Annotated in this window: 18 protein-coding genes and 2 pseudogenes; 12 read left to right on the forward strand and 8 right to left on the reverse strand. The window is 64.8% G+C overall.

The window, feature by feature from the left end; genetic code table 11:
• Positions 1-8 precede the first annotated feature (8 nt).
• Positions 9-227 carry a hypothetical protein gene (locus tag AC1RGE_RS04315; protein WP_011061124.1) on the reverse strand — a complete coding sequence of 73 codons (219 nt, stop codon included), beginning with the start codon at positions 225-227 and terminating at the stop codon, positions 9-11.
• A gap of 62 nt (positions 228-289) precedes the next feature.
• Positions 290-1,717, reverse strand: coding sequence for a cytochrome-c oxidase, cbb3-type subunit I (ccoN, locus tag AC1RGE_RS04320; protein ID WP_011061125.1), 1,428 nt, complete (start codon positions 1,715-1,717; stop codon positions 290-292).
• A gap of 267 nt (positions 1,718-1,984) precedes the next feature.
• Between ccoN and AC1RGE_RS04325 the strand changes: the two genes are divergently transcribed.
• On the forward strand, positions 1,985-3,658 hold the full coding sequence (locus AC1RGE_RS04325; RefSeq protein WP_011061126.1) for a nitrite/sulfite reductase: 1,674 nt from the start codon (positions 1,985-1,987) through the stop codon (positions 3,656-3,658).
• The gene (locus AC1RGE_RS04330; RefSeq protein WP_011061127.1) at positions 3,655-4,149 is read left to right on the forward strand and encodes a DUF934 domain-containing protein; all 495 of its coding nucleotides are present in this window, start codon (positions 3,655-3,657) and stop codon (positions 4,147-4,149) included. The genes AC1RGE_RS04325 and AC1RGE_RS04330 overlap by 4 nt, the downstream gene beginning before the upstream one ends.
• A gap of 139 nt (positions 4,150-4,288) precedes the next feature.
• On the opposite strand, the gene AC1RGE_RS04335 is transcribed toward AC1RGE_RS04330, so the two are convergent.
• Positions 4,289-6,646 (reverse strand): tetratricopeptide repeat protein, encoded by a 2,358-nt coding sequence (locus tag AC1RGE_RS04335; RefSeq protein ID WP_492583463.1) that lies wholly within the window; start codon positions 6,644-6,646, stop codon positions 4,289-4,291.
• 212 nt (positions 6,647-6,858) lie between these two features.
• Here AC1RGE_RS04335 and AC1RGE_RS04340 point away from each other — a divergent pair, with 212 nt between their 5' ends.
• Positions 6,859-7,530: a DUF3313 domain-containing protein gene (locus AC1RGE_RS04340; protein ID WP_011061129.1), complete on the forward strand. Its 672-nt coding sequence runs from the start codon at positions 6,859-6,861 to the stop codon at positions 7,528-7,530.
• A 53-nt stretch (positions 7,531-7,583) separates the two neighbouring features.
• Here AC1RGE_RS04340 and AC1RGE_RS04345 read toward each other — a convergent pair whose 3' ends face one another.
• The 4 genes and pseudogenes from AC1RGE_RS04345 to AC1RGE_RS04360 all read right to left on the reverse strand — a co-directional run.
• The gene (locus AC1RGE_RS04345) at positions 7,584-8,561 is read right to left on the reverse strand and encodes a DUF3829 domain-containing protein (protein WP_492583465.1); all 978 of its coding nucleotides are present in this window, start codon (positions 8,559-8,561) and stop codon (positions 7,584-7,586) included.
• Positions 8,558-10,195, reverse strand: coding sequence for a molecular chaperone DnaJ (locus AC1RGE_RS04350; protein WP_492583467.1), 1,638 nt, complete (start codon positions 10,193-10,195; stop codon positions 8,558-8,560). Before AC1RGE_RS04350 ends, AC1RGE_RS04345 begins: the two co-directional genes overlap by 4 nt.
• A gap of 125 nt (positions 10,196-10,320) precedes the next feature.
• Positions 10,321-10,518 (reverse strand): annotated as a pseudogene (locus tag AC1RGE_RS04355) (hypothetical protein); the annotation flags it as partial.
• Positions 10,501-10,844 (reverse strand): annotated as a pseudogene (locus AC1RGE_RS04360) (hypothetical protein); the annotation flags it as partial. The pseudogenes AC1RGE_RS04360 and AC1RGE_RS04355, both read right to left, overlap by 18 nt.
• A gap of 398 nt (positions 10,845-11,242) precedes the next feature.
• Here AC1RGE_RS04360 and AC1RGE_RS04365 point away from each other — a divergent pair.
• The 9 genes from AC1RGE_RS04365 (at position 11,243) to AC1RGE_RS04405 (ending at position 25,878) form a co-directional block, all read left to right on the forward strand.
• Positions 11,243-11,686 (forward strand): SRPBCC family protein, encoded by a 444-nt coding sequence (locus tag AC1RGE_RS04365; protein WP_492583469.1) that lies wholly within the window; start codon positions 11,243-11,245, stop codon positions 11,684-11,686.
• A 43-nt stretch (positions 11,687-11,729) separates the two neighbouring features.
• A complete protein-coding gene (locus AC1RGE_RS04370) occupies positions 11,730-12,413 on the forward strand; it encodes a type 1 glutamine amidotransferase domain-containing protein (RefSeq protein ID WP_019095224.1) in 684 nt (227 codons plus the stop codon).
• A gap of 439 nt (positions 12,414-12,852) precedes the next feature.
• Entirely contained in the window at positions 12,853-13,353 is a 501-nt protein-coding gene (tpx, locus tag AC1RGE_RS04375; protein ID WP_011061148.1) for a thiol peroxidase, read from the forward strand.
• Between the two features lie 177 nt (positions 13,354-13,530).
• Positions 13,531-14,850: an MdtA/MuxA family multidrug efflux RND transporter periplasmic adaptor subunit gene (locus tag AC1RGE_RS04380; protein ID WP_262214572.1), complete on the forward strand. Its 1,320-nt coding sequence runs from the start codon at positions 13,531-13,533 to the stop codon at positions 14,848-14,850.
• Entirely contained in the window at positions 14,847-17,945 is a 3,099-nt protein-coding gene (locus AC1RGE_RS04385; protein ID WP_492583471.1) for an MdtB/MuxB family multidrug efflux RND transporter permease subunit, read from the forward strand. The genes AC1RGE_RS04380 and AC1RGE_RS04385 overlap by 4 nt, the downstream gene beginning before the upstream one ends.
• 37 nt (positions 17,946-17,982) lie before the next feature.
• Positions 17,983-21,090 (forward strand): efflux RND transporter permease subunit, encoded by a 3,108-nt coding sequence (locus tag AC1RGE_RS04390; RefSeq protein WP_015635503.1) that lies wholly within the window; start codon positions 17,983-17,985, stop codon positions 21,088-21,090.
• Entirely contained in the window at positions 21,087-22,580 is a 1,494-nt protein-coding gene (locus AC1RGE_RS04395) for an efflux transporter outer membrane subunit (RefSeq protein ID WP_019095227.1), read from the forward strand. Before AC1RGE_RS04390 ends, AC1RGE_RS04395 begins: the two co-directional genes overlap by 4 nt.
• 267 nt (positions 22,581-22,847) lie before the next feature.
• Positions 22,848-24,923, forward strand: a complete 2,076-nt coding sequence (locus AC1RGE_RS04400) for a putative bifunctional diguanylate cyclase/phosphodiesterase (RefSeq protein WP_065363983.1) — start codon at positions 22,848-22,850, stop codon at positions 24,921-24,923.
• Positions 24,924-25,131: 208 nt separating this feature from the next.
• Positions 25,132-25,878, forward strand: coding sequence for an SDR family oxidoreductase (locus AC1RGE_RS04405; RefSeq protein ID WP_015635506.1), 747 nt, complete (start codon positions 25,132-25,134; stop codon positions 25,876-25,878).
• Between the two features lie 115 nt (positions 25,879-25,993).
• Here AC1RGE_RS04405 and AC1RGE_RS04410 read toward each other — a convergent pair whose 3' ends face one another.
• Positions 25,994-26,548, reverse strand: a complete 555-nt coding sequence (locus AC1RGE_RS04410; protein ID WP_019095228.1) for a hypothetical protein — start codon at positions 26,546-26,548, stop codon at positions 25,994-25,996.
• Between the last annotated feature and the right edge of the window lie 2 nt (positions 26,549-26,550).

Here is a 26,550-nt window from a genome sequence, read left to right on the forward strand (position 1 = left end):
AAAGCGCTCTACATGTCCAGGTTGATCCAACCCGGCTTGGCTTCCTCCGGCGCCACGGCGTTGATTTTCTTGCCCGTGGCCAGCTCCACCCGGCGGGCTACGTCGGGGTCGTCGGCGAAGGGGATCAGGCTGGCGTCGTCCAGGCTCTTGGCACTCTGGTGACGCAGGCAGTACTCGATGCAGAGGTAGAGAAACGCCACCCCCAGCAGGTTGAGCAGTATATCCATGGGTTTTCAGGCTCCCTGAAACGCAACACGCCGGCCACGGGGGCCGGCGTGGGGCAGGTGGGTCAGGCGATCCGGGCGTCGCTCAGCGCCAGGCGCTCATCGGCAACGCGCACGGTGCGCCAGGTGTTGTAGGCCATCAGCAGCATGCCGCTGAGGAAGAACACGCCGCCGGCGAAACGCACCACGAACCCCGGATGGCTGGCCACCAGGGCCTCGACGAAGGAGTAGGTGAGGGTGCCGTCTTCGTTCACCGCGCGCCACATCAGGCCCTGGGTGATGCCATTGACCCACATCGAGGCGATGTACAGCACGGTGCCGATGGTGGCGAGCCAGAAGTGCAGGTTGATCAGCGGCACGCTGTACATCTGCTCGCGGCCGAAGACTTTGGGCACCATGTGGTAGATGGCCCCGAAGGTGATCATCGCCACCCAGCCCAGGGCACCGGCGTGTACGTGGCCGATGGTCCAGTCGGTGTAGTGGGACAGGGCGTTGACGGTCTTGATCGCCATCATCGGGCCCTCGAAGGTGGACATGCCGTAGAACGCCAGGGACAGCACCAGGAAGCGCAGGATCGGGTCGGTGCGCAGCTTATGCCAGGCCCCGGAGAGGGTCATCATGCCGTTGATCATGCCGCCCCAGCTCGGGGCCAGGAGGATCAGCGACATGGCCATGCCCAGGGACTGGGCCCAGTCCGGCAGCGCGGTGTAGTGCAGGTGGTGCGGGCCGGCCCAGATGTACAGGGTGATCAGCGCCCAGAAGTGCACGATGGACAGGCGATAGGAGTACACCGGGCGCCCGACTTGCTTGGGCACGAAGTAGTACATCATCCCGAGAAAGCCCGTGGTCAGGAAAAAGCCTACGGCGTTGTGCCCGTACCACCACTGGACCATCGCGTCGGTGGCCCCGGAATACACCGGGTAGGACTTGAACCAGTCCACCGGGATCGACAGGTGGTTGACCACGTGGAGCATGGCGATCACCAGGATGAAGGCGCCGAAGAACCAGTTGCCGACGTAGATGTGCTGGCTCTTGCGCCGCACCACGGTGGTGAAGAACACAATCGCGTAGGCGACCCAGACCACCGCCATCCACACCGCGCCGGCGAATTCGATCTCGGCGTATTCCTTGGTGGTGGTGTAGCCCAGGGGCAGGGTGATCAGCATGATCACGATCACCGACTGCCAGCCCCAGAAGGTGAAGGCGGCCAGGGTGTCGGAGTACAGCCGCACCTGGCAGGTGCGCTGGACCGCGTAGTAGCTGGCGGCGAACTGCGCGCTGCCGGCGAAACCGAAGATCACAAGGCTGGTGTGCAGCGGCCGCAGCCGGCCGAAGGTGCTCCAGGGCAGGTCGAGGTTCATCTCCGGCCACACCAGCTGCGAGGCAATCCACACCCCCATGGCCATGCCGATCACGCCCCATACCACTGTTGCGACGACGAATTGGCGAACCACCTTGTAGTTGTAGGCCTGTCCGATTGTTGCTGAGTTCATGGTCAATGCTTCCACGGTTGCAAAGTCTTGCCAGGCCACCCGGTCTGGCACGGGGTGCACTGTAGGAATCAGCGGGGAAACAAAACAGGCTCAGAAAAACCACATTAATACGGATCAGATTTTCCTCATGCCTACGGTGGTGCAGCCTTGGCTGATATGGTTTTTTAGTTTTTACCTGAATCTGTAACGCTCTGCGCCGTACGCGCATAGTCGCCCCCTCACAACACGCGCCGTTTAGAGCACGATCAGCTTCGATGAGGTAGGGACATGTATCAGTACGACGACTATGACCGGGCCCTGGTGCTTGAGCGGGTGGCGCAGTTTCGCGACCAGGTCGAGCGCTTCATGGGCGGCCAACTGAGCGAGGAGGAGTTCCTGCCCCTGCGCCTGCAGAACGGCCTGTATATGCAGAAGCACGCCTACATGCTGCGGGTGGCGATTCCCTACGGCACCCTCAGCGCCCGGCAGATGCGTACCCTGGCCAGCATCGCCCGGGACTTCGACCGCGGCTACGGCCACTTCACCACCCGGCAGAACCTGCAGTTCAACTGGATCGAGCTGGCCCAGGTGCCGGATATCCTGCAGCGCCTGGCCGAAGTGGAGATGCACGCCATCCAGACTTCCGGCAACTGTGTGCGCAACATCACCACCGAAGCCTTTGCCGGGGTGGCCGGCGACGAATACCTGGACCCGCGCCCCCTGGCGGAGATCCTGCGCCAGTGGTCCACCATCAACCCGGAATTCCTGTTCCTGCCGCGCAAGTTCAAGATCGCCATCTGCTCGGCCAAGCAGGACCGCGCGGCGATCATGATGCATGACATCGGCCTCTATCTTTACCGTGCCCGCAACGGCGAGATGCTCCTGCGGGTGATAGTCGGCGGCGGCCTGGGGCGCACGCCGATCCTCGGCCTGCAGATCCGCGACGGGCTGCCCTGGCAGCACTTGCTGTCCTATGTCGAAGCGGTGCTGCGGGTCTACAACCGCTACGGCCGGCGGGACAACAAGTACAAGGCGCGGATCAAGATCCTGGTCAAGGCCTTGGGCATCGAGGCCTTCGCCAGGGAAGTGGAGGAGGAGTGGCAGCACCTCAGGGACGGCCCGGCGCAGCTCACCGAGGACGAATTCCAGCGGGTGGCCAGCGCCTTTGTGCCGCCGATCTACGAGCGCCTGGCGGACACCGACCTGGAGTACGGCAGCCACCTGGCCGAGTCCCCGGCCTTCGCCCGCTGGGTGGCGCGCAACGTGCACCCGCACAAGGTGCCGGGCTACACCTGCGTGGTGCTGTCGACCAAGCCGGGCCCGGCCTCGCCACCCGGTGACGTCACCGGCCAGCAGATGGAAGCGGTGGCCGATTGGTCCGAGGACTACGGCTTTGGCGAGATCCGCATTGCCCACGAACAGAACATCGTCCTGCCGGATGTGCCCAAGTCGCGCCTGTTCGAGCTTTGGCAGCGGGCCTGCGAGCATGGCCTGGGGACCGCCAACGCCGGGTTGCTGACCGATATCATCGCCTGCCCGGGCGGTGACTTCTGCGCCTTGGCCAACGCCCGTTCGATCCCCATTACCCTGGCCATCCAGCAGCGCTTCGACGACCTGGACTACCTCCACGACCTGGGGGACATCAGCCTGAACATTTCCGGCTGCATGAACGCCTGCGGCCATCACCACATCGGCAATATCGGCATCCTCGGCGTCGACAAGAACGGCAGCGAGTGGTTCCAGGTCACCCTGGGCGGGGCCAAGGGCCGTGACAGCGCCCTGGGCAAGGTGATAGGCCCGTCCTTCAGCGCCGAGGAAATCCCCGAGGTGATCGAACGCATCATCGCCACCTTCGTACGCTACCGGGAAAGCGACGAACCCTTCGTCGAGACCCTGCAGCGCATCGGCCTGGAGCCGTTCAAGGAGCGGGTCTATCCCAAGGCCCTGGAGGCGCTGGCATGAACAACCTGCTGCGTTTGCACGAAGGCGAAGCCCAACGTGTGGAAGACGATGCCTGGAGCCTGGTGCGCGGGGTCGACGACGCATTGCCGGACGGGCCGCTGATTCTGCCCCTGGCCCTGTGGCTGATGCGCCGCATCGAGCATCACCCGGCCCGGGACGGAGTGTGGATCGGCCCGGACGACGAGGTGGAAAGCCTCAAGCCCTGGCTCAAGCTGATCCCGCTGATCGCCGTGGACTTCCCCAGCTTTCGTGATGGCCGGGGTTACAGCCAGGCCTACCTGCTGCGTACCCGCCTGGGCTGGATGGGCGAATTGCGAGCGATTGGCGATGTGCTGCGCGACCAGTTAAGCCATATGCGCCAATGCGGTTTCGACAGCTTTGCCGTGCGTGAAGACAAGTGCGCGCTGGACGCACTCAAAGGGTTGGCGGGGATGAGCGTGCTCTATGGCCGCTCGGTGATCGAGCCGCGACCGCTGTTTCGTCGGCGCTGAAGGTGGCGCGCGGTTGCGCTGGCTAATGTAATTTCTAGAATAAATTGTCTTTTAAAATCAATAGATTAAAATTGATAGTTAATCCTATTTGATTGGTTTTAGTGGGGCTCGGGTAACCGAGCCCTCCTTGCCACCCTGCCTATTGCAACGCCGGATCCCCGGGGTTGAGCTGCTTCCATTGCTGCATCAGTGCCTGGGCCTTGGGTTCCTGGCCGCTCTCCAGGTCGTACTGGATCAGGCTCAGGCGCGCATTGCGCTGGGTCGGCTGGCGCTGCAGCAGCGCTTGCAACTGACGGTTGGCAGCGTCCTGCTGGCCACTGTCGTGCAGGGCCACTGCCAGCACATAGGCGTACTGAGGATTCTGCGGTTCCAGCTCGGCGGCCTTTTTCAAGGCGGCCATGGCCCGGGCAGTGTCGCCCCCACGAATCAGGCTCAGGCCCCGGGTGTGCTGCAGCAGCGCCGACTCCGGGTGCTGTTGCAGGGCCTGGGCCAGCAGTTGCTGCGCCTCCTGGCTGCGGCCATTGGCTTCCAGCCACTGCCCCAGGGTCACCAGGGCCGGGAAGAAGTCGCTGTCGCGGCGCAAGGCTGCGCGCAGGTAGGGTTCGACCTCGGCACCGCGCCCGCTGGCCTGGTAGAGCATGGCCAGGTTGAGGTTGGCTTCGGCCCGCTCCACGAGGCTCAACTGCACCGCTTCATATTCGCCAAGGGCTTTGTCCCAGGCCCCTTGAGCCGGGCCCAGGCCACTGCGCGCGGCGCCCAGCAGATCGCGAGCCGCGGTGATCCGCACGGCCTTGACCGGGTCTTGCAGCAGGGGCACCAGCAGCGGGCCACGTTCGGCCGGCGGCACCAGGGCGCTGGTGGCTCGCACCGCGCTTTCTCGCACCTGGGGCTCCGCATGCCCGAGGGCCTGGGTAGCCAGTTGCAGTGCCTGGGCGCTGGGGTAGTTGGCCAGCTCGGCCAGCAGGGTGGCACGCCGGATCGGTGGCAGATCGCTGCGCTGCAGTTGTTCCTGCAACGCCTGGGCTGCTCCTGGGTGGCCGCCGCGGATCAACCACAGGCTGTCGTCGTAGCGTGGTGGCTGGGGTGGGCTGTTGGCGGTCCATAACTGGAACTGCCGGCTGATGCGTTCGCCGGCCTGTTGCCCCTGGTGGCAGCTCAGGCAGGCATCGGCCGTGCCAAGCTTCTGCGCCCGCAGCGGGTTGGGCAGGCTGAAGCTGTGGTCATGGCGATAGTCATTGCCCATGTAGACCTTGCCCGGCATATGGCAGTCCACGCATTGCGCACCGGGCTGGCCGGGGGTGTGCCGGTGATGGTCGGGGGAATCGTAATCCTTGGCCTGCAACCCGCGTCCGTCGATGCCGGCTGCCGCGCTCTTGCCGACGGGGTTGTGGCATTGCAGGCATACGGCGTTGCCCGGGGCCTTGAGCTGGGTGCTGTGGGGGTTGTGGCAATTGCTGCAGCGCACCCCCTTGTCGAACATCTTGCTCTGGGCGAAGGAGCCGTATTCGAACACCTCGTCCTTGATCTTGCCGTCCAGGGCGTACAGCTCCCGGGTCAGGGCGCTGGGCAGGTAGTCATCCATCAGGCGCTGGCCGACGTGGTAGCCGTCGCCCAGGGGCGCGCGCCGGGCGTGGCAGCGGGCGCAGGTCTCGATCTCCTGGGTGGCGCTTGCGGCCTTGAGGTCCACGGCGAAGCCGGCGTTGGCCAGGGTGGCCTTGCTGGCCGTGGCCTGCAGATGGTTGGAGGCCGGGCCGTGACAGGCCTGGCAGCCAACGCCGAGGCTGTTCCAGCGGCTGTCGAAGCGCTCCTGGCTGGCGCTGAAATTGCGCTGGTAGCCGGTGGTGTGGCATTCCACACACATGAAGTTGGCGTTCTGGCTGGGCTTGCTCCAGTGCAGCGGGTTCTTGAAGTTAACGCCCTGGCCCGGATACAGGTGGAACCACTGCTGCTTGCGGGTATCCCAGGCCACGCCCAGGGCTTGCAGGCGCCCCTGGCCGACCTCGATCAGGTATTGCTGCAAGGGCTCGATGCCGAAGGTGTAGGCCACCTTGAAGTTCGCGGGCCTGCCGTCGGCGCCGGGGGTGTGGACCCAGAACTCGGCCCCGCGGCGAAACAACCGGGTGCTTTCGCCTTCGGCCTTGAAACGCTGTTCATTGAAATTGCCCAGCACCGTCTGCGGGTTGGCCTCCTGCATCGCCAGTTGATGGTGCGAGCCTTGCCAGTCCCTGGCCTGGGCCTGGTGGCAGCCCTGGCAGGCCTGTTCATCGACGTACTGGGCGGCCGGTAGCGCCGGCACGGCCTTGGGCTGGGCGGGGGGCGGGGCCGCAGCCACCTGCGGCGCCGCCAGCCGGGGCGGTTCGGCCAGCAGGAACCAGACGAGCCCGCCGAGCACCAGCAGCAACAGCAGGGCGCCGAAGGGGAACAGATAGCGGTGGGGCGAAGGTGCAGTTGAAGCAGGGGGTGTCGGGCGTGGGTTACTCTTCTTCGGCTTGGGCATTGCGACGTCCGTATCCAGAATGCGGTGCCTTGATCGGCACTCTCAGGCTCGATGGAGCTTTGACGGCAGCTGCCGGTCTGTCAAATCCGGGCTGTGAATCAGCCCGCAAGCCGTGACAAACAACCCGCGCCGGCGGGGCAAAGCGCCGGCTTTTGGCTATACCTTAATTTCCCCTAGCCAGTCCCTGGCTGCTGCACCTACAGGAGTTACACATGAAGCTTGCTCTGACCCTCAGCACGCTGTGCCTTGCCACCCTCGGGATGGTGGGCTGTTCCAGCAAAGTGCCCCAGCCTGACGAGTACTCCGGGTTTCTCAGCGACTACAGCCAGCTCAAGGAAGCCAAGTCGCCCTCCGGCGTGGAGGTGATGCGCTGGATCGATCCCAAGCTCAAGCTGAGCAACTACAGCAGCGTGTACATCGAACCGACCCAGTTCTACCCGCAGCCGCAGCCGACGGCGAAGATCCCCCAGAGCACCCTGACCGCCATCACCCGTTACTACGACCAGGCACTGCAGCGCGAGGTGAGCAAATCCCTGCCACTGGCCACCGGCCCGGGCCCGGGAGTGATCGTGGTGCGCGCGGCGATTACCGCAGTCACCAGCAAGACCGAGGGCCTGAAGCCCTATGAAATCATTCCCGTGGCCCTGGTGGCGGCGGCGGTGAGCACCGCCAGTGGCATCCGCGACCAGGAAACCACCCTGGCCACCGAGGCGGCGTTCCTGGATGGCAGCACCCACGCGGTGATTGCCGAAGTGGTCCGCAAAGGCACCGGCAAGCCCCTGGAAAACGACACTCAGGTGATGCAGGCCAGCGACGTGAAGAACGTCATCGACGGCTGGGCCTATGACATGCACCAGTCCTACCTGCAACTGAAGAAAAAGTGACCGACCGTTGATGGCCGCGGCATCTTGAAAGGTGCCGCGGCCATCGTTCGGTTTCAGTACTGGCTGCGCGCCAGTTTGTTGTAGTGGTAGAGCATCTGGTCGTAACCCTGGGTCACTGCGTAGTAGTCGTCGCTCAGGCGTTGCGGCTCGGCATGTTGCTGCCAGTCGCGGTGCAGGGTGTCCAGCGCCTTGAGGTACTGTTCGCCGGGCTGGGCGATCAGTTGCCAGAGGTACAGCACCTGCTCGGTGTTCTTGTCCGGCTGGCCTGTTTTCAGGTACTGCTGCCGAGCGTCCCAGGTCTGGCGCAACTGCCGGGTGACCTGCGTCAGTTGGTCCGGGGTCAGGCTTTGCTGGCGTACGCCTGCCTCGACAAACTCCACAGTGCTGCGGGCCTGGATCATGTAATCGAGCAATGCCCAGTGGGCATTGCGCCCCAGGCGTTGCTCCAGGCGCAGCAGTTGCTGGCTGCGCGGTTCGATATCCAGGGCCGGGAGCAGCCGGCGCACGGCATTGGAAGCTTCCAGGTAAGCCTCGCTCTGTTGCGCCAGTTGGCGGGCAAACTCATCCAGTTGCGCCTCGGTCAGGGGCCGCCCGATGCCCATTTTGCGCATGAAGGAATCCTTGGTGAGGGCCGCGAAGGGCCCGAGCACTTGCAGATAGCGCACGGTGGCGGGGAGCAAAGGGCTGTCCGGGGCCAGGACCTGCAATTTATCGGTGATCCTGCCGGGGCAGTTGAGGCGGTACAGCGCGTCGATGTCCTGGTGGCTGTAGGCATACAGGTCGTAGGCTTCGGGCGCCTTGGCCCGGGGCGCACCCTCGGCCATGAAGGCCTGGTGGGCCAGGCGCCAGGGTACATCCACCTGGTTCATGCAATTGACGATCGGTGCCAGGGCATTGGCCTGGGCGGTGCTCGGGCTGTCCTGGTGGTCCAGCCACAGGTCGAGGCGCCCCAGGGGCTTGCTGGCCCCGGCCAGGCCGACCAGCGTCAACCCCAGAACCAGGCCGATGGGCAGCAACCAATTGGGGTTCATGGCTGCCCCTCCTGGCCGTACCACTGGCGGGCGGTGGCCGGGGCCGCGCAGCCCTCGGCATTGGCGGGCATGCGCGCACACAGGCGTTCGCTCCATTGCTGCAGGCCCTGGTTGGGGTTGAGCGTGCGCTGGCTGGTGAACAGCTGGAGGCTGCCCAGGCCTGCCACCAGCACCATGCAGCCCAGGCCGATCAACAGCCGCCGGCGCCAGGGAGCGGGTTTTTCCCAGGAAGCCTGGGCCTTGAGTTCGCGGCGCCGCAGGCTCGCCACCCCCAGCAGCACGGCCAGGTAAGTGGCGGCGCTGACCGGGCCGCAGAAATATCCCAGGGCACTGCTGACCAGCAGGGCCGGCAGCAGGTCGCGCAGGACCAGCACCTCACGGTCCGGGTCGAGCCAGTGCGGCAGGCGTGCGCCGAGTGCCTGGTCGCGTGCCCAGAGGCGGTGAGCCAGAGGCTGCCAGAGCCACCCCAGCAGGGCCCCGGCGCCGGCAAAACAGGTGCTCCAGAACAGTGTCACGCCAATGATTTCCCCCAGGCTGCCGGCTTGCGGCGCATAGCGGGCCACGGCCCCCGCCAGGCAGGCGAGGACAATGCCCAGGTACATGGGCCAGGCGTTGAAGGCGAACTCCCAGTCGCGCCAGAAGAACGGCGTGCCGCCGGGCATGCCGGCCGATACCTCGGGGTGATTGGCGTGCAGCCGCGAGCTCAGTTGGCGGCAGCAGGCCCAGTCATCGGGGCGCAGGCGCCGGGCGAAGTTGCGCCGGCGGGTGAAGCTGATGGGCGCCAGCAGCAGGTAGGCGGCGCGCTGTTGCGGGCTGACCGGCGCCTGCGTGGCCAGGGCCTGCTGGCGGGCAATGAATACCGGTGCTTCGTCACGGGCTTTGAGGCGCTCCCATTCCAGCGCCGGACAGGCGTTGTCCGCACCGTTGTGCCAGCCCTGGCCGGCACACACCGCGGCGAACCCCGGGCTGGACCAGTAGGGGCTGTTGAGCAGCAGCTCCACCAGTTGCAGGTTGAACCACTGGCCCTGGTCCAGGCTGTTCAGCCAGGGCTGCTGCTGGCGTTGCGCGTAGGCCTGGAGCAGAGCCTGGTCGTCGCGCTGGGCCAGAGCGTCCTGAAGGGGCTGCAAGAGCTTTTCCTGGCACTGTTCCAGCAATGCATCGATCAGGTACTCCGGCAGTTCCAGGCGCTGCCAGGCGCTGAGCCAGTGGAACGTGGCAAAGGCCCAGGCCAGCAGCTGTTGCGATTGGTCCGGGCGTTCCACGCAGTGGCGCAACAGGCCCAGCTCGAACTCCAGCAGGCAGTCGCTCTGGATCGCCTGCTGATAGCGCAGGTCCAGTTGTTCGATGCGGATGCCCTCCAGCAAGGGGGCGACTCGCTGCGCCGGCGACAGCGGCTTTGGGCCCTGCGGCGCCTGCGCGGTCAGCGGCACCGGGTCTTCGTCCGGGTGTGGATCCTGCTCCTGCATGCCCAACCACCGGGCTTGCTCCAGCGCCGATTCATAGGCTTCGCGCAGGCGCTGGAACGCCACCGGGTCTTCATCCGGGCGGGTCTGCTTGAGCAGCCTGGCGTAGTGGCGTTTGATGGTGCGGGTATCGGCGGTGGCCGGCAGGCCGAGCAGGGTCCAGCAACTCATTGGGCGGTACGACTCCATGAAAGACCGCCGCGCCCGGGCAGTGGCGCGCTGAAACTGCGCACCCTACCGGTTTCCTGAAAAAAAGTCCCAGGCCGCATGCAACGGCCCGGGATGAGCGCTTCAGCTCACTGGCCGACGAACCAGCGGTAGTAGGGGTTGCCGCCATCCACCCGGCTGATTTCCCGTGGCCGCACCCAGGGCGCGTATTCGATGCGCGGCCGGTCATCGGTGACCGCCGGGGCATCGCCGGCAAAGCGCTGCAAGCCATCGCGGTCGCTGACCCAGGTGGCCAGCAGCGCCGGGGCGCTATTGTTCTTCAGGTCGAAGGTCCAGGTACCGGTGGAGCGCAGGTGCCAGCCCCGGGGCAGGTTGTGGATGATGAAGGGCTGCAGGGTGGCACGCAGCAACTGGGGGACGCCGATGAAATCCGAGGGGGCGATGGGCAGGGGCCCCGCAGCAGGGTGTCGTTGGTGTGGGCGTTGCTGTCGTACAGGCGCGGGGTGTAGTAATCCTGCAGGTTTAGGCCGGGTGCAAGGTTCAGCGGGTTGTTGCTTTTGTTGGCGGTTTCCGCGTTGTCGGCCAGGGCCGGCAGCGCTGAGCTCAGGGCGACTACGGCCCAGACGGCGGGCGCAAAAAATGCTCTGGACATGCAGGTTCAATCCTTTTGCGAACGATCACCGAGCGGCACTTCTTGAACCGTGGGACAACTGATAGTGTTTCTCTCTAACGCCCGTAGGAATTGTCTGATGACGCTAGCAGCTAACCTTCGCTTAGCCAGTCGAAAGGGTTAATTCGTTGGTTTTTGTGCACAGGATCACTGCCGGGCTGTGGACAGGCAGTGCGTGGCGGGCGGCCCTTTGAAGGTGAGCGTCGGCGAATCTTTATTAAAGTGTTTTGTGATTATTTCAATGTTATTTGTATGGTTATAGTGATTGATTGTTTTTTTAATAAAAACCATTAAAAAACAATGTTTTATATGTTTTTAGTGAAGTGGTTTGTAGTTTTGTGTGGGTGCCTCCTCAATAAAATCAGCAAGGATGAACCAGAATGCCCGTGGTCGAACGCACGACTTTCCTGGCCGGATACAGCCCGCAGCAGGTGCTGGATTTCTGCCTTGAAGGCGCCAACTTTCCGAAGATTTTCCCCGAGCGTGTCACGCCCTTGGGGGGCCTCGATATCAATGACCTGCGCATCAGTGTCGGGCGCCAGTTCAGCTTCCTGCACTGGATGTTCGGTGTCATACCGGCGAAATGGACGGTGGTTATACGTGAGGTCGGCCATCGGCATTTTATCGACGAGATGCTCAAGGGGCCGCTGCGGGCCTTTCGCCATGAGCACCGGGTCGAGGCCGCCGAAGGGGGCACCCTGTACACCGACCGGGTGACCTACAGGGCCATCGGTGGTGCACCTTTGGAGTGGTTGATGGTCAACGCCTACATGGCGCGGATTTTCGATGCCCGGCACCGCAACATGTTGCGGTTGCTCAGTTGATTGCCGTGCCTTGCCCTGTTTTCCAATGCCAAGGAGCATGCCCATGAGCAAGAAGATACTGGTGGTCCTGACCAGCGTGGCCAAATACCCCAACCTGGCCCGCGCCACTGGCCTGTGGCTGGGTGAGGCGGTGCATTTCGTGAAGAAGGTCGAGGCGGCGGGCTTCGAGGTGGACTACGTCAGCCCCAAGGGGGGCTACGTACCCATCGACCCCCATAGCCTGGCCATGGCCGACGACACCGACTGGCAGTGGTACCAGGACAGCGCCTTCATGAGCCGCCTGGGCTCGACCCTCAAGCCTTCCCAGGTCAGGGCCGGGGACTATGTGGCGATCTATTACGCCGGTGGCCACGGCGTGGTCTGGGATTTTCCCGATAACCCGGAGTTGCAGGCCCTGAGCCGGGAGATCTATGAGCAGGGGGGCTATGTCAGCTCGGTGTGCCATGGCGCGGTGGGCTTGCTCAACATCAAGCTGGGCGACGGTAGGCTGCTGATCGCCGGCAAGCAGGTCACCGGTTTCTCCAATGAAGAGGAGAAACTCGCCGAACTGGACCAGTACGTGCCCTACCTGACGGAAACCGAACTGGTCAAGCGCGGTGCCCTTTACCAGAAGGCCGCTGCACCCTGGGCGCCGTTCGCGGTGGAGGATCAGCGGGTGATCACCGGGCAGAACCCGGCGTCCGGTGGCCCGGTGGCCGATCTGCTCCTGGCGCACCTCAACAAATAACCGTAGGAGCCGGCTTGCCGGCGAAGAGGCCGTTAAGGCTTGTGCACGGCTAGAAATCGCTTTCGCTGGCAAGCCAGCTCCTACACCGAAACACCCAGATTCACCCCTGTAGGAGCCGGCTTGCCGGCGAAGGGGCCCTTGAGGCTTGCGCAAGTCTCGAAATCGCTTTCGCTGGCAAGCCAGCTCCTACACCGAAATACCCAAATTCGCCCCTGTAGGAGCCGGCTTGCCGGCGAAGGGGCCCTTGAGGCTTGCGCAAGGTTTGAAAGCGCCTTTGCTGGCAAGCCAGCTCCTACAACCGGTAATGCCGGTGTCGGGGTGGGTTGTTGGACAATTTGCCCGTGGGGCATAGGTGCCCGGGCCGTTTCATGCTTAACTTCGGCCTCTCAGGAATTTCTCATTGCTGTTCCATCATCACTGTTCAATAAGGACTCCGTTCATGGCTCAAGTCACTCTCAAAGGCAACCCGGTGCAGGTTAACGGCCAATTGCCGCAAGTCGGTTCCAAAGCCCCAGCGTTCACCCTGGTGGGCGCAGGCCTGGCCGATGTTTCCCTGAGCAGCCTCGCCGGCAAGCGCAAGGTGCTGAACATCTTCCCAAGCGTCGACACCCCGACCTGCGCCACCTCGGTGCGCAAGTTCAACGCCCAGGCCAACGAGCTGGCCAACACCGTGGTGCTGTGCATCTCTGCCGACCTGCCATTCGCCCAGGCACGCTTCTGCGGCGCCGAAGGCCTGGAAAACGTGCAGAACCTGTCGACCCTGCGTGGCCGCGAGTTCATCGAGAACTACGGCGTGGCCATCGCCGACGGCCCGCTGGCCGGCCTGACTGCCCGCGCCGTGGTGGTGCTGGATGAAAACGACAAGGTGCTGCACAGCGAGCTGGTCAAGGAAATCGCCGAAGAGCCGAACTACGACGCGGCCCTGGCCGTGCTCAAGTAACAGGTTTTACAATTATTCACGGCCTGGCTCTGTCCAGGCCGTTTTTATTTGTGCTTCAGTGGCTTAGCACCGCTCCTTGAAACGTCAGTCAAAGGTAAATTGCCGGTAAAGGCGCTTTGCTAAAACGGTTCCAGTGCTTATCTTTCAGCCTTCTCAAAGAAGCCTCCCACGCGCCCAATGGTTGATCACTCCATGCAATCCTCTGTCTCCCGCAACTCCCGTCGCTGGCTGTTCGGCCTGTTCGTCCTGCTGCTGGTCGTTGGCCTGTGCTGGAAATTCTGGCCGGCCAGTACCCACCAGGAGGCCGCCGGGCAGAAAGCCGCGACCGGGCATACCGGGCGCAGTGGCAGCGTGCGCCCCGGTTTCGGCGGCGCCAGCGGGCCGATCCCGGTGCGGGTGTCACCGGTGACCCAGGGGGATTTCGCGGTGTACTACAAGGCCCTGGGCACGGTGACGGCACTGAACACCATCAACGTGCGCAGCCGGGTGGCGGGGGAACTGGTCAAGGTCAATTTCGAGGAAGGGCAGATGGTCAAGGCCGGCGACCTGCTGGCACAGATCGATCCGCGTCCGTACCAGAACGCCTTGCTCCAGGCCGAAGGCACCTTGCTGCAGAACCAGGCCCAGTTGAAGAACGCCCAGGTCGACCTTGAGCGTTACCGCGGGCTGTACGCCCAGGACAGCATCGCCAAACAGACCCTGGACACCGCCGCGGCGCTGGTGGGGCAGTACCAGGGTACGGTCAAGACCAACCAGGCGGCGGTCAACGACGCCAAGCTCAACCTGGAATTCACCAACATCCGCGCGCCGATCGCCGGCCGCCTGGGCCTGCGCCAGCTGGACGTGGGCAACCTGGTGGCGGCCAACGACACCACCGCGCTGGTGATCATCACCCAGACCCAGCCCATCAGCGTGGCCTTCACCCTGCCGGAAAACAGCCTGGAAACCGTGCTCGCCCGCTACCACAGCGGCGCCAGGCTGGCGGTGGAAGCCTGGGACCGCGGTGACGTGAAGCTGCAGGCCACAGGCGTGCTGCAGAGCCTGGACAACCAGATCGACACCACCACCGGCACCCTGAAGTTCAAGGCGCGCTTCGATAACCGCGACCAGGGCCTGTTCCCCAACCAGTTCGTCAATGTGCGGCTGCTGGCCGATACCCTGAAGAACGTGGTGCTGGCGCCCTCGGCGGCGATCCAGTTCGGCACCAACGGCACCTTCGTCTACGCCCTGGATGGCGACAACAAGGTGAAGATCCGCCAGCTCAAGGTGGGCGCCAGCAACGGCGACTCGACGGTGATTCAGGACGGCCTCAAGGCCGGTGACCGGGTGGTGATGGAAGGCACCGACCGCCTCAAGGACGGCAGCGAAGTGGAAGTGGTCAACGACAGCATCGACGTGCCCACCACCCCCACCGAACACCTGCAAGGGCAGCCCGCCGGGGCACCGGCCGCAGACGGCAAGCCGGCTGATGGCAAGGCGCAAAAGGTCGGCGCATGAATTTCTCGCGGCTGTTCATCCTGCGTCCGGTAGCCACCACCCTGAGCATGCTGGCCATTGTCCTGGCCGGCCTGATCGCCTATCGCCTGTTGCCGGTCTCGGCCTTGCCCCAGGTGGACTACCCGACCATCCGGGTCATGACCCTGTACCCCGGGGCCAGCCCGGACGTGATGACCAGCGCGGTCACCGCGCCCCTGGAGCGCCAGTTCGGGCAGATGCCCGGCCTGACCCAGATGGCCTCCACCAGTTCCGGCGGCGCCTCGGTGCTGACCCTGCGCTTCAGCCTCGACATCAATATGGACGTGGCCGAGCAGCAGGTGCAGGCGGCGATCAACGCTGCCACCAACCTGTTGCCCAAGGACCTGCCGGCGCCGCCGGTGTACAACAAGGTCAACCCGGCGGACACCCCGGTGCTGACCCTGGCCATTACCTCCAAGACCATGCTGCTGCCCAAGCTCAATGACCTGGTGGATACGCGCATGGCGCAGAAGATCGCCCAGATCAGCGGCGTCGGCATGGTCAGCATTGCCGGCGGCCAGCGCCAGGCGGTGCGGATCAAGGTCAACCCCGAGGCCCTGGCGGCCAACGGGCTGAACCTGGCGGACGTGCGCGCCCTGATCGGCGCCTCCAACGTCAACCAGCCCAAGGGCAACTTCGACGGCCCGACCCGGGTCTCGATGCTCGACGCCAACGACCAGTTGACCTCGCCCAAGGACTACGCCGAGCTGATCCTGGCCTACAACAATGGCGCGCCGCTGCGCCTGAAGGATGTGGCCGAGATCGTCGATGGCGCGGAGAACGAGCGCCTGGCGGCCTGGGCCAACGAGAACCAGGCGGTGCTGCTGAACATCCAGCGCCAGCCCGGGGCCAACGTGATCGAGGTGGTGGACCGGATCAAGGCGCTGCTGCCGAGCATCACCGACAACCTGCCGGCGGGCCTGGACGTCACCGTGCTCACCGACCGTACCCAGACCATCCGCGCTTCGGTCAAGGATGTGCAGCACGAGCTGTTGATCGCCATCGCGCTGGTGGTGATGGTGACCTTCCTGTTCCTGCGCCGGGCCAGTGCCACCATCATTCCTTCGATTGCCGTGCCGCTGTCGCTGATCGGCACCTTCGGGGTGATGTACCTGGCCGGCTTCTCGGTGAACAACCTGACCCTGATGGCCCTGACCATCGCCACCGGCTTCGTGGTGGACGATGCCATCGTCATGCTGGAGAACATCTCGCGCTTCATCGAGGAGGGCGACAGCCCGATGCAGGCAGCGCTCAAGGGCGCCAGGCAGATCGGCTTCACCCTGATCTCCCTGACCCTGTCGCTGATCGCGGTGCTGATCCCGCTGCTGTTCATGGCGGATGTGGTGGGGCGGCTGTTCCGCGAGTTCGCCATCACCCTGGCGGTGGCGATCCTGATTTCCCTGGTGGTGTCCCTGACCCTGACCCCGATGATGTGCGCGCGGCTGCTCAAGCGTGAGCCCAAGCCTGAAGAGCAGGGGCGCTTCTACCGCGCCAGCGGGGCCTGGATCGACTGGCTGATCGAAAGCTACGGGCGCAAGTTGCAGTGGGTACTCAAGCACCAGTTCCTGACCCTGATGGTGGCCATCGGCACCCTGGGCCTGACCGTGTTCCTTTATATGGTGGTGCCCAAGGGCTTCTTCCCGGTGCAGGACACCGGGGTCATCCAGGGCATTTCCGAGGCGCCGCAGTCGGTGTCCTTCGCCGCCATGAGCCAGCGTCAGCAGGACCTGGCCAAGATCATCCTGCAGGACCCGGCGGTGCAAAGCCTGTCGTCCTACATCGGGGTGGACGGCGACAACGCCACCCTCAACAGCGGTCGCCTGCTGATCAACCTCAAGCCCCACAGCGAGCGCGACCTGAGCGCAGCCCAGGTGATCGCGCGGATCCAGCCCGAGGTGGACAAGCTGCTGGGCATCCGCCTGTTCATGCAGCCGGTACAGGACCTGACCATCGAGGACCGGGTCAGCCGCACCCAGTACCAGTTCAGCCTGTCGTCGCCGGATGCCGAGCTGCTGAGCCTGTGGAGCAATCGCCTGGTGCAGGCCCTGGCCCAGCGCCCGGAGCTCACCGACGTGGCCAGCGACCTGCAGGACAAGGGCCTGCAGGTGTTCATGGTGATCGACCGTGACGCCGCGTCCCGGGTCGGGGTTTCGGTGTCGAACATCACCGACGCCCTGTACGACGCCTTCGGCCAGCGCCAGATCTCCACCATCTACACCCAGGCCAGCCAGTACCGGGTGGTGCTCCAGGCCCAGGCCGGCGAGCGCATCGGGCCCCAGGCCCTGGAGCAGATCCACGTCAAGACCACCGACGGCGGCCAAGTGCGGCTGTCGAGCCTGGCCCATGTCGAGGAGCGCCAGGCGCAACTGGCCATCGCCCATATCGGCCAGTTCCCGGCGGTAATGATGTCCTTCAACCTGGCTCCGGGCGTGGCCCTGGGCAAGGCGGTGGACGTGATCGAGCAGGTGCAGCAGGAGATCGGCATGCCGGTGGGCGTGCAGACCCGCTTCCAGGGCGCGGCGGAAGCCTTCCAGGCCTCGCTGTCGAGCACCTTGCTGCTGATCCTGGCGGCGGTGGTGACCATGTACATCGTGCTCGGCGTGCTCTATGAGAGCTATATCCACCCGATCACCATCCTCTCCACCTTGCCCTCGGCGGCGGTGGGGGCCTTGCTGGCGCTGATCCTCAGCGGCAACGACCTGGGCATGATCGCCATCATCGGCATCATCCTGCTGATCGGCATCGTCAAGAAGAACGCGATCATGATGATCGACTTCGCCCTCGACGCCGAACGCCACCAGGGCATGGCCCCGGAACAGGCTATCTACCAGGCGGCGCTGCTGCGTTTCCGGCCGATCCTGATGACCACCCTGGCGGCGCTGTTCGGCGCCGTGCCACTGATGCTGGCCACCGGTTCCGGCGCCGAGCTGCGCCAGCCCCTGGGCCTGGTGATGGTGGGCGGCCTGCTGGTGAGCCAGGTGCTGACCCTGTTCACCACGCCGGTGATCTACCTGTACTTCGACCGCCTGGGTCGGCGCTTCGGCAAGCGTGAAGACGTCCAAGAGGTGGAGGCATGAAGGGCCGCAGCCTGCCTCAAGCCTGGAGCGTGTCGGCATGAACCTCTCCGGCCCCTTCATCAAGCGCCCGGTGGCGACCATGCTGTTGTCGCTGGCGATCATGCTGCTGGGCGGCGTCAGCTTCGGCCTGCTGCCGGTGGCGCCGCTGCCGCAGATGGACTTCCCGGTGATCGTGGTCCAGGCCAGCCTGCCCGGGGCCAGCCCCGAGGTCATGGCCTCCACCGTGGCCACGCCCCTGGAGCGTTCCTTCGGCGCCATCGCCGGGGTCAACACCATGAGCAGCCGTTCCAGCCAGGGCTCGACCCGGGTGATCCTGCAGTTCGACCTGGACCGCGACATCAACGGCGCGGCACGGGAGGTGCAGGCAGCCATCAACGCCTCGCGCAACCTGCTGCCCAGCGGCATGCGCAGCATGCCTACCTACAAGAAGGTCAACCCGTCCCAGGCGCCGATCATGGTGCTGTCGCTGACTTCCGATGTGCTGGAGAAAGGCCAGCTCTACGACCTGGCCTCGACCATCCTGTCCCAGAGCCTGTCCCAGGTGCAGGGCGTGGGCGAAGTGCAGGTCGGTGGCAGCTCCTTGCCGGCGGTGCGCATCGAACTGGAGCCGCAACTGCTCAACCAGTACGGCGTGGCCCTGGACGACGTGCGCAATGCCATCGCCAATGCCAACCAGCGCCGGCCCAAGGGCTCGGTGGAGGATGACCAGCGGCTGTGGCAGATCCAGGCCAACGACCAGTTGGAAAAGGCCCGTGACTACGAGCCGCTGATCATCCACTACAACAACGGCGCGGCCCTGCGCCTGAAGGACGTGGCCAAGGTCAGCGACGGCGTCGAGGACCGCTACAACAGCGGCTTCTTCAATGACGACGCGGCGGTGCTGCTGGTGATCAACCGCCAGGCCGGGGCCAACATCATCGAGACGGTGAACGAGATCAAGGCTCAGTTGCCGGCGTTGCAGGCGGTGCTGCCGGCCAGCGTCAAGCTCAACCTGGCCATGGACCGCTCACCGGTGATCAAGGCCACCCTGCACGAGGCCGAGATGACCCTGCTGATCGCCGTGGCCCTGGTGATCCTGGTGGTGTACCTGTTCCTCGGCAACTTCCGCGCCTCGCTGATCCCGACCCTGGCGGTGCCGGTATCCCTGGTGGGCACTTTTGCCATCATGTACCTCTACGGTTTTTCCCTGAACAACCTGTCGCTGATGGCGCTGATCCTTGCCACCGGGCTGGTGGTGGACGATGCCATCGTGGTGCTGGAGAACATCTCCCGGCACATCGACGAAGGCATCGCGCCGATGAAAGCGGCGTACCTGGGGGCCAAGGAGGTGGGCTTCACCCTGCTGTCGATGAACGTGTCGCTGGTGGCGGTGTTTCTCTCGATCCTGTTCATGGGCGGGATCATCGAGAGCCTGTTCCGCGAGTTCTCCATCACCCTGGCCGCGGCCATCGTGGTATCGCTGGTGGTGTCCCTGACCCTGACCCCGATGCTCTGCGCGCGCTGGCTCAAGCCCCACACCCCGGGCCAGGAGAACCGCCTGCAACGCTGGAGCCGGCGCAGCAACGACTGGATGATGGGCAAGTACGCCACCAGCCTGGACTGGGTGCTGCGGCACAGGCGCCTGACCCTGCTCAGCCTGCTGCTGACCATTGGCGTCAACGTGGCCCTGTACGTGGTGGTGCCCAAGACCTTCATGCCCCAGCAGGACACCGGCCAGTTGATCGGTTTTGTCCGCGGCGACGACGGCCTGTCCTTCAGCGTGATGCAGCCGAAGATGGAAATCTTCCGCCGCGCCGTGCTCAAGGATGCGGCAGTGGAGAGCGTGGCCGGTTTTATCGGTGGCAACAACGGCACCAACAACGCCTTCATGCTGGTACGCCTGAAGCCGATCAAGGAACGCAATATCTCGGCGCAGAAGGTCATCGAGCGCCTGCGCAAGGAAATGCCCAAGGTGCCCGGCGCGCAACTGATGCTGATGGCCGACCAGGACCTGCAGTTCGGCGGCGGCCGCGAGCAGACCACCTCGCAGTATTCCTACATCCTGCAAAGCGGTGACCTGGGCGAGTTGCGCCAGTGGTACCCGAAAGTGGTGACGGCGCTGCGCGCCTTGCCTGAGCTCACCGCCATCGACGCCCGGGAAGGCCACGGTGCCCAGCAAGTGACCCTGATGGTGGACCGCGACCAGGCCAAGCGCCTGGGGGTGGACATGGACATGGTCACCGCGGTGCTCAACAACGCCTACAGCCAGCGGCAGATCTCCACCATCTACGACAGCCTCAACCAGTACCAGGTGGTGATGGAGGTCAACCCGAAATACGCCCAGGACCCGATTACCCTGAATCAAGTGCAGGTGATCACCGCCGACGGCGCGCGGATTCCGCTGTCGGCCATCGCCCACTATGAGAACAGCCTGGAAGACGACCGGGTCAGCCATGAAGGGCAGTTCGCCTCGGAAAGCATTTCCTTCGACATGGCCGAGGGCGTGACGGTGGAGCAGGGCACCGCCGCCATCGAACGGGCGATCGCCAAGCTGGGCATGCCCGAAGACGTGATCGTCAAGATGGCCGGCACCGCCGATGCCTTCGCCGCCACCCAGAAGAGCCAGCCGTTCATGATCCTCGGCGCGCTGCTGGCGGTGTACCTGGTGCTCGGGGTGCTCTATGAAAGCTACATCCACCCGCTGACCATCCTCTCCACCTTGCCCTCGGCCGGGGTTGGCGCCTTGCTCTCGATCTATGTGCTGGGCGGTGAGTTCAGCCTGATCTCGCTGCTGGGGCTGTTCCTGTTGATCGGGGTGGTGAAGAAGAACGCGATCCTGATGATCGACCTGGCGCTGCAACTGGAGCGTCACCAGGGCCTGGACCCGTTGCAGTCGATCCGCAGCGCCTGCCTGCAACGCCTGCGGCCGATCCTGATGACCACCCTGGCGGCGATCCTCGGCGCCTTGCCGTTGCTGCTGGGCGGGGCCGAAGGCTCGGAAATGCGCCAGCCCCTGGGCCTGACCATCATTGGCGGCCTGGTCTTCAGCCAGGTCCTGACCCTCTACACCACCCCGGTGGTCTACCTCTATCTCGATCGCCTGCGCCACAAGTTCAACCACTGGCGTGGGGTCCGTACCGATGCTGCTCTGGAAACGCCGCTATGACCGACCAATCGTCCCGTCCCGTTACTCTGCTGTCCGCCCAGCGCCTGGCCATGGCCCGGGGCTCGCGGGCCTTGAGCCTGGGCCTGTGCGTGCTGCTGCTCAGCGCCTGCGCCATCGGTCCCGACTACCAGCGCCCGCAGGTGGCCGAGCCGGTGCACTACAAGGAAGCCGAAGGCTGGCGCCAGGCCAACCCCAGCGACGCCCTGGCCCGTGGCGCCTGGTGGGAGCTGTACGGCGATGCCCAGCTCAATGGCCTGATCGACAAGCTCAACAGTTCCAACCAGAGCGTGGCCCAGGCCGAGGCGCAGTTCCGTCAGGCCCGGGCCCTGGTGCGCAGCTCCCGGGGTTCGTTCTTTCCCAGTGTCGACCTGAGCGCCGGCAAGACCCGCGCCAGCCAGGGCACCGGCAGCAGCAGTTCGGCCCTGAGCAGTTCCAGCAGCGGCATTCGCGACACCTACAACACCCAGTTGGGGGTGAGCTGGGAAGCGGACGTGTGGGGCAAGTTGCGCCGTGACCTGGAAGCCAACGAGGCCAGCGCCGAGGCCAGCTTCGCCGACCTGGCGGCCATGCGCCTGAGCCAGCAGTCCGAGCTGGCGCAGAACTACCTGCAACTGCGGGTGATCGATGAGCAGAAGCGCCTGCTGGAGGCCACGGTGGCGGCCTATCAGCGCTCCCTGACCATGACCCAGAACCAGTACCAGGCCGGGGTCTCCGGCAAGGATGCGGTGGCCCAGGCCCAGACCCAGCTCAAAAGCACCCAGGCCGACCTGATCGACCTGATCTGGCAGCGGGCGCAGTTCGAGAACGCCATCGCCGTGCTGATCGGCGTGCCGCCGGCAGAGTTCAACCTGGCCGAGAGCAAGACCATCCCCGTGCTGCCCCAGGTGCCATTGGGCGTGCCGTCGCAACTGCTGGAGCGGCGCCCGGACATCGCCTCGGCGGAGCGTTCGGTGATTGCCGCCAACGCCAAGATCGGCGTGGCCAAGGCCGCCTATTACCCAGACCTGACCCTGAGCCTGGCCGGCGGCTACAGCAGCAGCACCTACGCCGACTGGATCAGCCTGCCGAACCGCTTCTGGTCGGTAGGGCCGAAACTGGCCATGACCCTGTTCGACGGCGGCCAGCGTTCGGCGGAAGTGGACCGCACCGAGGCGGTGTACGACCAGACCGTGGCCAAGTACCGGCAGACCGTGCTCGACGGTTTCCGCGAGGTGGAGAACTACATGGTCCAGCTCAAGGTCATGGAGGACGAGGCGGGGGTGCGCCAGCAGGCCCTGGATTCGGCCCGCGAGGCCCTGCGCCTGACCGAGAACCAGTACAAGGCCGGGCTGATCGCCTACCTGGATGTGGTCACCAGCCAGACCACTGCCCTGAGCAACGAGCGTAGCGTGCTCAGCCTGTTGCAGAGCCGGCTGATCGCCAGCGTGCAGTTGATCGCCGCCATGGGCGGTGGCTGGGATGGCCAGCTGCAGGCCAGCGAGCAGAAATAGGCCCTTGAAGGCCTTGCAGCAAGGTGGCTGCAAGGCCTGCTCGACAGCCGCAGGCAGGGCGCATCCGAAGCCGTTTGCAACTGCTCGCGACTTCCCGCAAAGCCCATGCCCACAGGGCTTGTAGGGGTATGAGGCAGCCGAAAACGGCGTTCTGTCCGACTAATGGCTTTTTGCTAACTTTGTAGATGCGTTCTTCCACGCAATCAGTACAATCTGCGGTTTTGCCCGCCGCGCAGGGATGTCGGCACAACGGCCAAGAGACGCCTCATGCTCATCGGTAGCTACTCCTCCGCACTGGTCCTGATCTCCATTTTCGTGGCGATCCTCGCTTCCTATACTGCCCTCGACCTGACCGGGCGCATTGCCACCACCACCGGCCGTGCCGCTTATCTATGGATGATGGGCGGAGCCCTGGCCATGGGCGTCGGTGTGTGGTCCATGCACTTTATCGGCATGCTGGCCTTCAGCCTGCCCATCGACCTGGGCTACGACATCCAGCTCACCGCCTTGTCGCTGCTGATCTCGATCCTGTCCTGCGGCTTTGCCCTGTGGCTGGTGAGCCAGCCGCGGCTGCCGCTGTGGCAGTTGCTGTTCGGCGCGCTGATCATGGGCTCGGGCATCAGTGGCATGCACTACACCGGCATGGCGGCCATGCGCATGCAGCCGGGCATCGACTACGACCCGAGCCTGTTCGGCGCCTCGCTGCTGATTGCTTTCGGCGCGTCGCTGGCGGCGCTGTGGATTGCCTTTCGCCTGCGCCAGAACACCCCCTACGTACGTCTGGCCCGGACCGGCGCGGCGATTGTCATGGGCTTTGCCATCGTCGGCATGCATTACACCGGCATGGCCGCGGCGCGTTTCGCCGATGGCAGTTTCTGCGGCGCCCTGGGCAACGGCCTGAGCGGCAAGGGCCTGGACAACCTGGTGCTGATCACCACCCTGGCGGTGCTGATCATCGCCTTGCTGACCTCGGTGCTGGATGCGCGGCTGGAAGCCCGCACCGCGGTGCTGGCGCAATCGTTGACCGAAGCCAACAAGGAACTGACCCAACTGGCGTTGCACGACACCCTGACCGGGCTGCCGAACCGCATTCTGCTGGCCGACCGCATTGACCAGGCGATGCACCGGGTCACTGCCCATGGTGGCTGTTTTGCGCTGATGTTCATCGATCTGGACGGTTTCAAGCCGGTCAACGACGCCTTTGGCCACCACATGGGCGACCAGTTGCTGCGCGAAGTGGCCCAGCGCCTGCGCGAGGATTTGCGCAGCGAGGACACCCTGGCGCGGATCGGCGGCGATGAGTTCGTGCTGCTGGTGCAACTGGCCGAGCCGGACGATGCCCTGCGCCTGGCGGCACGCCAGGTGGGGCTGGTATCGCGCTCGTTCCGGGTGGCCGAGCACGACCTGCAGATTTCCGCCAGCATCGGCATTGCGGTGTACCCGGGCAATGGCCTGAGTGCCCAGGAACTGCTGATGAACGCCGATGCGGCGATGTACCACGCCAAGGGCACCGGCAAGAATGGCTACAGCTTTTTCGATGCCTCGATGAACAGCAATGCCCGGCGCCAGCTGCAATTGCTGCAGGATCTGCGCAATGCCCTGGAGCATCATCAGTTCCGCCTGCACTACCAACCCAAGTTCGACGCTGCCAATGGCCTGCCGGTGGGGGCCGAGGCGCTGCTGCGCTGGGAGCATCCCCAGCATGGCCTGTTGCTGCCGGACAAGTTCATCGAACTGGCGGAGAAGACCGGGCTGATCATTGCCATCGGCGAGTGGGTGCTCAACGAGGCCTGCCGGCAGATGCGCGAGTGGTACGTCCAGGGCTACACCGACTGGCGCATCGCGGTGAATCTCTCGGCCTTGCAGTTCTGCCATGCCGGGCTGGTCAGGAGCGTGGCCAATGCCCTGGAACGCTACCACCTGCCGGCCAACAACCTGACCCTGGAAATCACCGAAACCACGGCGATGAACGACGCCGATGTCAGCATGCTTGTCCTGCAACAGCTGGCGGACATGGGGGTGGACCTGTCCATCGACGATTTCGGCACCGGCTATTCCAGCCTGATGTACCTCAAGCGCCTGCCGGCCAACGAGCTGAAGATCGACCGCGGCTTCGTCCGCGACCTGGAGCACGACAGCGACGATGCCGCCATCGTCTCGGCCATTGTCGCCCTGGGCCAGGCACTGGGCCTGCGGATCGTCGCCGAGGGCGTGGAAACCGGGGTGCAGCAGACCTTCCTCACCCAACTGGGCTGTGATTCCCTGCAAGGCTATTTCCTTGGCCATCCGCTGCCGCCCGAAGGTTTCATGCAGGGCATCCACCGGGGCGAAGAAAAAGCCTGAGCCTCTCGCCTTGCCGGCTGCGGTCGCGATCTGGCGGCAGTTCGCAGGGATATGGCCGCCGCCCAGGCCCCAGCCGGTTTGCGCCGTCGGTGCGCGGGGCTACCGTGCACTTCTACTGGCTTGATGTGGCACATTTGCGCAGTTTTCATCGCCGCCCGCGCGGTGTTTAATGGCTCGCGTTGAAATGTTCAGTGAGGGAGTCGGCAGCATGGATAAAGTCATCGTCATCACCGGTGGCGGAAGGGGTATAGGCGCCGCCACGGCAGTGTTGGCCGCGCAGCAGGGATTCAAGGTGTGCATCAACTACCAGGCCGACGAGCAGTCCGCCCTGCAGGTGCTCGAACAGGTTCGCGCCCTGGGCGTGCAGGCCATTGCGGTGCGCGCCGACGTCAGCATCGAGGATGAAGTGATCGGTCTGTTCCAGCGGGTCGACAGCGAACTGGGGCGGGTCACGGCCCTGGTCAACAATGCCGGGACCGTGGGCCACAAGTCGCGGCTGGATGAAATGTCCGAATTTCGCATCCAGAAGATCATGAAGACCAATGTCATGGGGCCGATCCTCTGCGCCAAGCATGCGGTGCTGCGCATGTCGCCGCGCCATGGCGGGCAGGGCGGCAGCATCGTCAACGTCTCCTCTGTGGCGGCGCGCCTGGGTTCGCCGGGGGAATACGTCGACTACGCCGCCTCCAAGGGCGCCCTGGACACCTTCACCATCGGCCTGTCCAAGGAAGTGGCGGGCGAGGGCATCCGCGTCAACGCGGTGCGCCCGGGCTATATCTACACCGACTTTCATGCCCTGAGCGGCGATGCCGACCGGGTCAGCAAGCTGGAATCGGCAATCCCCATGGGTCGTGGCGGGCGTCCTGATGAAGTGGCCGAGGCGATTGTCTGGCTGCTGTCGGACAAGGCCTCCTACGCCACCGGCACCTTCGTCGACCTGGGCGGCGGCCGCTGAGCCCTCGCAAGTCCGCGGCCTATCCCGTAGGAGCCGGCTTGCCGGCGAAGGGGCCCTTGAGTCTTGCGCCGCGCTTGCGGACGCCTTCGCTGGCAAGCCAGCTCCTGCGGTTTCCTCAGCGGGCGCGGCGGCGGCCGGGGCCGATCAGCAGGGCCAGCAACAGCCCCAGTACGCTGGTGCCAAAGCTCATCAACTGTGGCATCAGGAACCCCAGGGTTTCCCCCGGGCGGTTGCAGCTGTAGCCATATCCTTCGCCTTGTTCATGGGCCCAGACGCCCGGTGTGGCGCTCACGTCCACAGGCGCCGATGGTGCGGGTTCCTCATTGGAGAACCCCAGGTTCGAATGGCTCGCGCTGCGCCTTTCCAGCTGTTCGATGGCCTGCAACTGGGCGTCGTTGCAGCGGTTCTGCGCCCAATTGCCGACCACCACCAGGACGGACAGCAGAAGCAGCAGCGGCACCGGGTAATAACGCCGGGTCCGCAGCAGGGGCGCCACCACCAGCCCGGCCAGGAAACCCGCCAGCAGCAGATTGACCCAGAACCACGGGCCGCCTTCCCAGCTCGGCGGTATCAACTGCACCAGCAGCGGGGGCAGCACAACGCGGGCGAACAGCAGGCACAGGGCGGCTGCGAGCAGGGTGATCAGCAGGGTCTTGATCCAGGATTTCATGG

This window comes from Pseudomonas sp. GW823-FHT02C05 (assembly GCF_058797595.1).

What these genes read in the sequence shown, in the direction of transcription:
- AC1RGE_RS04315 (WP_011061124.1), bottom strand. Translation starts at nt 227, where the DNA reads ATGGATATACTGCTCAACCTGCTGGGGGTGGCGTTTCTCTACCTCTGC.
- ccoN (WP_011061125.1), bottom strand. Translation starts at nt 1,717, where the DNA reads ATGAACTCAGCAACAATCGGACAGGCCTACAACTACAAGGTGGTTCGC.
- AC1RGE_RS04325 (WP_011061126.1), top strand. Translation starts at nt 1,985, where the DNA reads ATGTATCAGTACGACGACTATGACCGGGCCCTGGTGCTTGAGCGGGTG.
- AC1RGE_RS04330 (WP_011061127.1), top strand. Translation starts at nt 3,655, where the DNA reads ATGAACAACCTGCTGCGTTTGCACGAAGGCGAAGCCCAACGTGTGGAA.
- AC1RGE_RS04335 (WP_492583463.1), bottom strand. Translation starts at nt 6,646, where the DNA reads ATGCCCAAGCCGAAGAAGAGTAACCCACGCCCGACACCCCCTGCTTCA.
- AC1RGE_RS04340 (WP_011061129.1), top strand. Translation starts at nt 6,859, where the DNA reads ATGAAGCTTGCTCTGACCCTCAGCACGCTGTGCCTTGCCACCCTCGGG.
- AC1RGE_RS04345 (WP_492583465.1), bottom strand. Translation starts at nt 8,561, where the DNA reads ATGAACCCCAATTGGTTGCTGCCCATCGGCCTGGTTCTGGGGTTGACG.
- AC1RGE_RS04350 (WP_492583467.1), bottom strand. Translation starts at nt 10,195, where the DNA reads ATGAGTTGCTGGACCCTGCTCGGCCTGCCGGCCACCGCCGATACCCGC.
- AC1RGE_RS04365 (WP_492583469.1), top strand. Translation starts at nt 11,243, where the DNA reads ATGCCCGTGGTCGAACGCACGACTTTCCTGGCCGGATACAGCCCGCAG.
- AC1RGE_RS04370 (WP_019095224.1), top strand. Translation starts at nt 11,730, where the DNA reads ATGAGCAAGAAGATACTGGTGGTCCTGACCAGCGTGGCCAAATACCCC.
- tpx (WP_011061148.1), top strand. Translation starts at nt 12,853, where the DNA reads ATGGCTCAAGTCACTCTCAAAGGCAACCCGGTGCAGGTTAACGGCCAA.
- AC1RGE_RS04380 (WP_262214572.1), top strand. Translation starts at nt 13,531, where the DNA reads ATGGTTGATCACTCCATGCAATCCTCTGTCTCCCGCAACTCCCGTCGC.
- AC1RGE_RS04385 (WP_492583471.1), top strand. Translation starts at nt 14,847, where the DNA reads ATGAATTTCTCGCGGCTGTTCATCCTGCGTCCGGTAGCCACCACCCTG.
- AC1RGE_RS04390 (WP_015635503.1), top strand. Translation starts at nt 17,983, where the DNA reads ATGAACCTCTCCGGCCCCTTCATCAAGCGCCCGGTGGCGACCATGCTG.
- AC1RGE_RS04395 (WP_019095227.1), top strand. Translation starts at nt 21,087, where the DNA reads ATGACCGACCAATCGTCCCGTCCCGTTACTCTGCTGTCCGCCCAGCGC.
- AC1RGE_RS04400 (WP_065363983.1), top strand. Translation starts at nt 22,848, where the DNA reads ATGCTCATCGGTAGCTACTCCTCCGCACTGGTCCTGATCTCCATTTTC.
- AC1RGE_RS04405 (WP_015635506.1), top strand. Translation starts at nt 25,132, where the DNA reads ATGGATAAAGTCATCGTCATCACCGGTGGCGGAAGGGGTATAGGCGCC.
- AC1RGE_RS04410 (WP_019095228.1), bottom strand. Translation starts at nt 26,548, where the DNA reads ATGAAATCCTGGATCAAGACCCTGCTGATCACCCTGCTCGCAGCCGCC.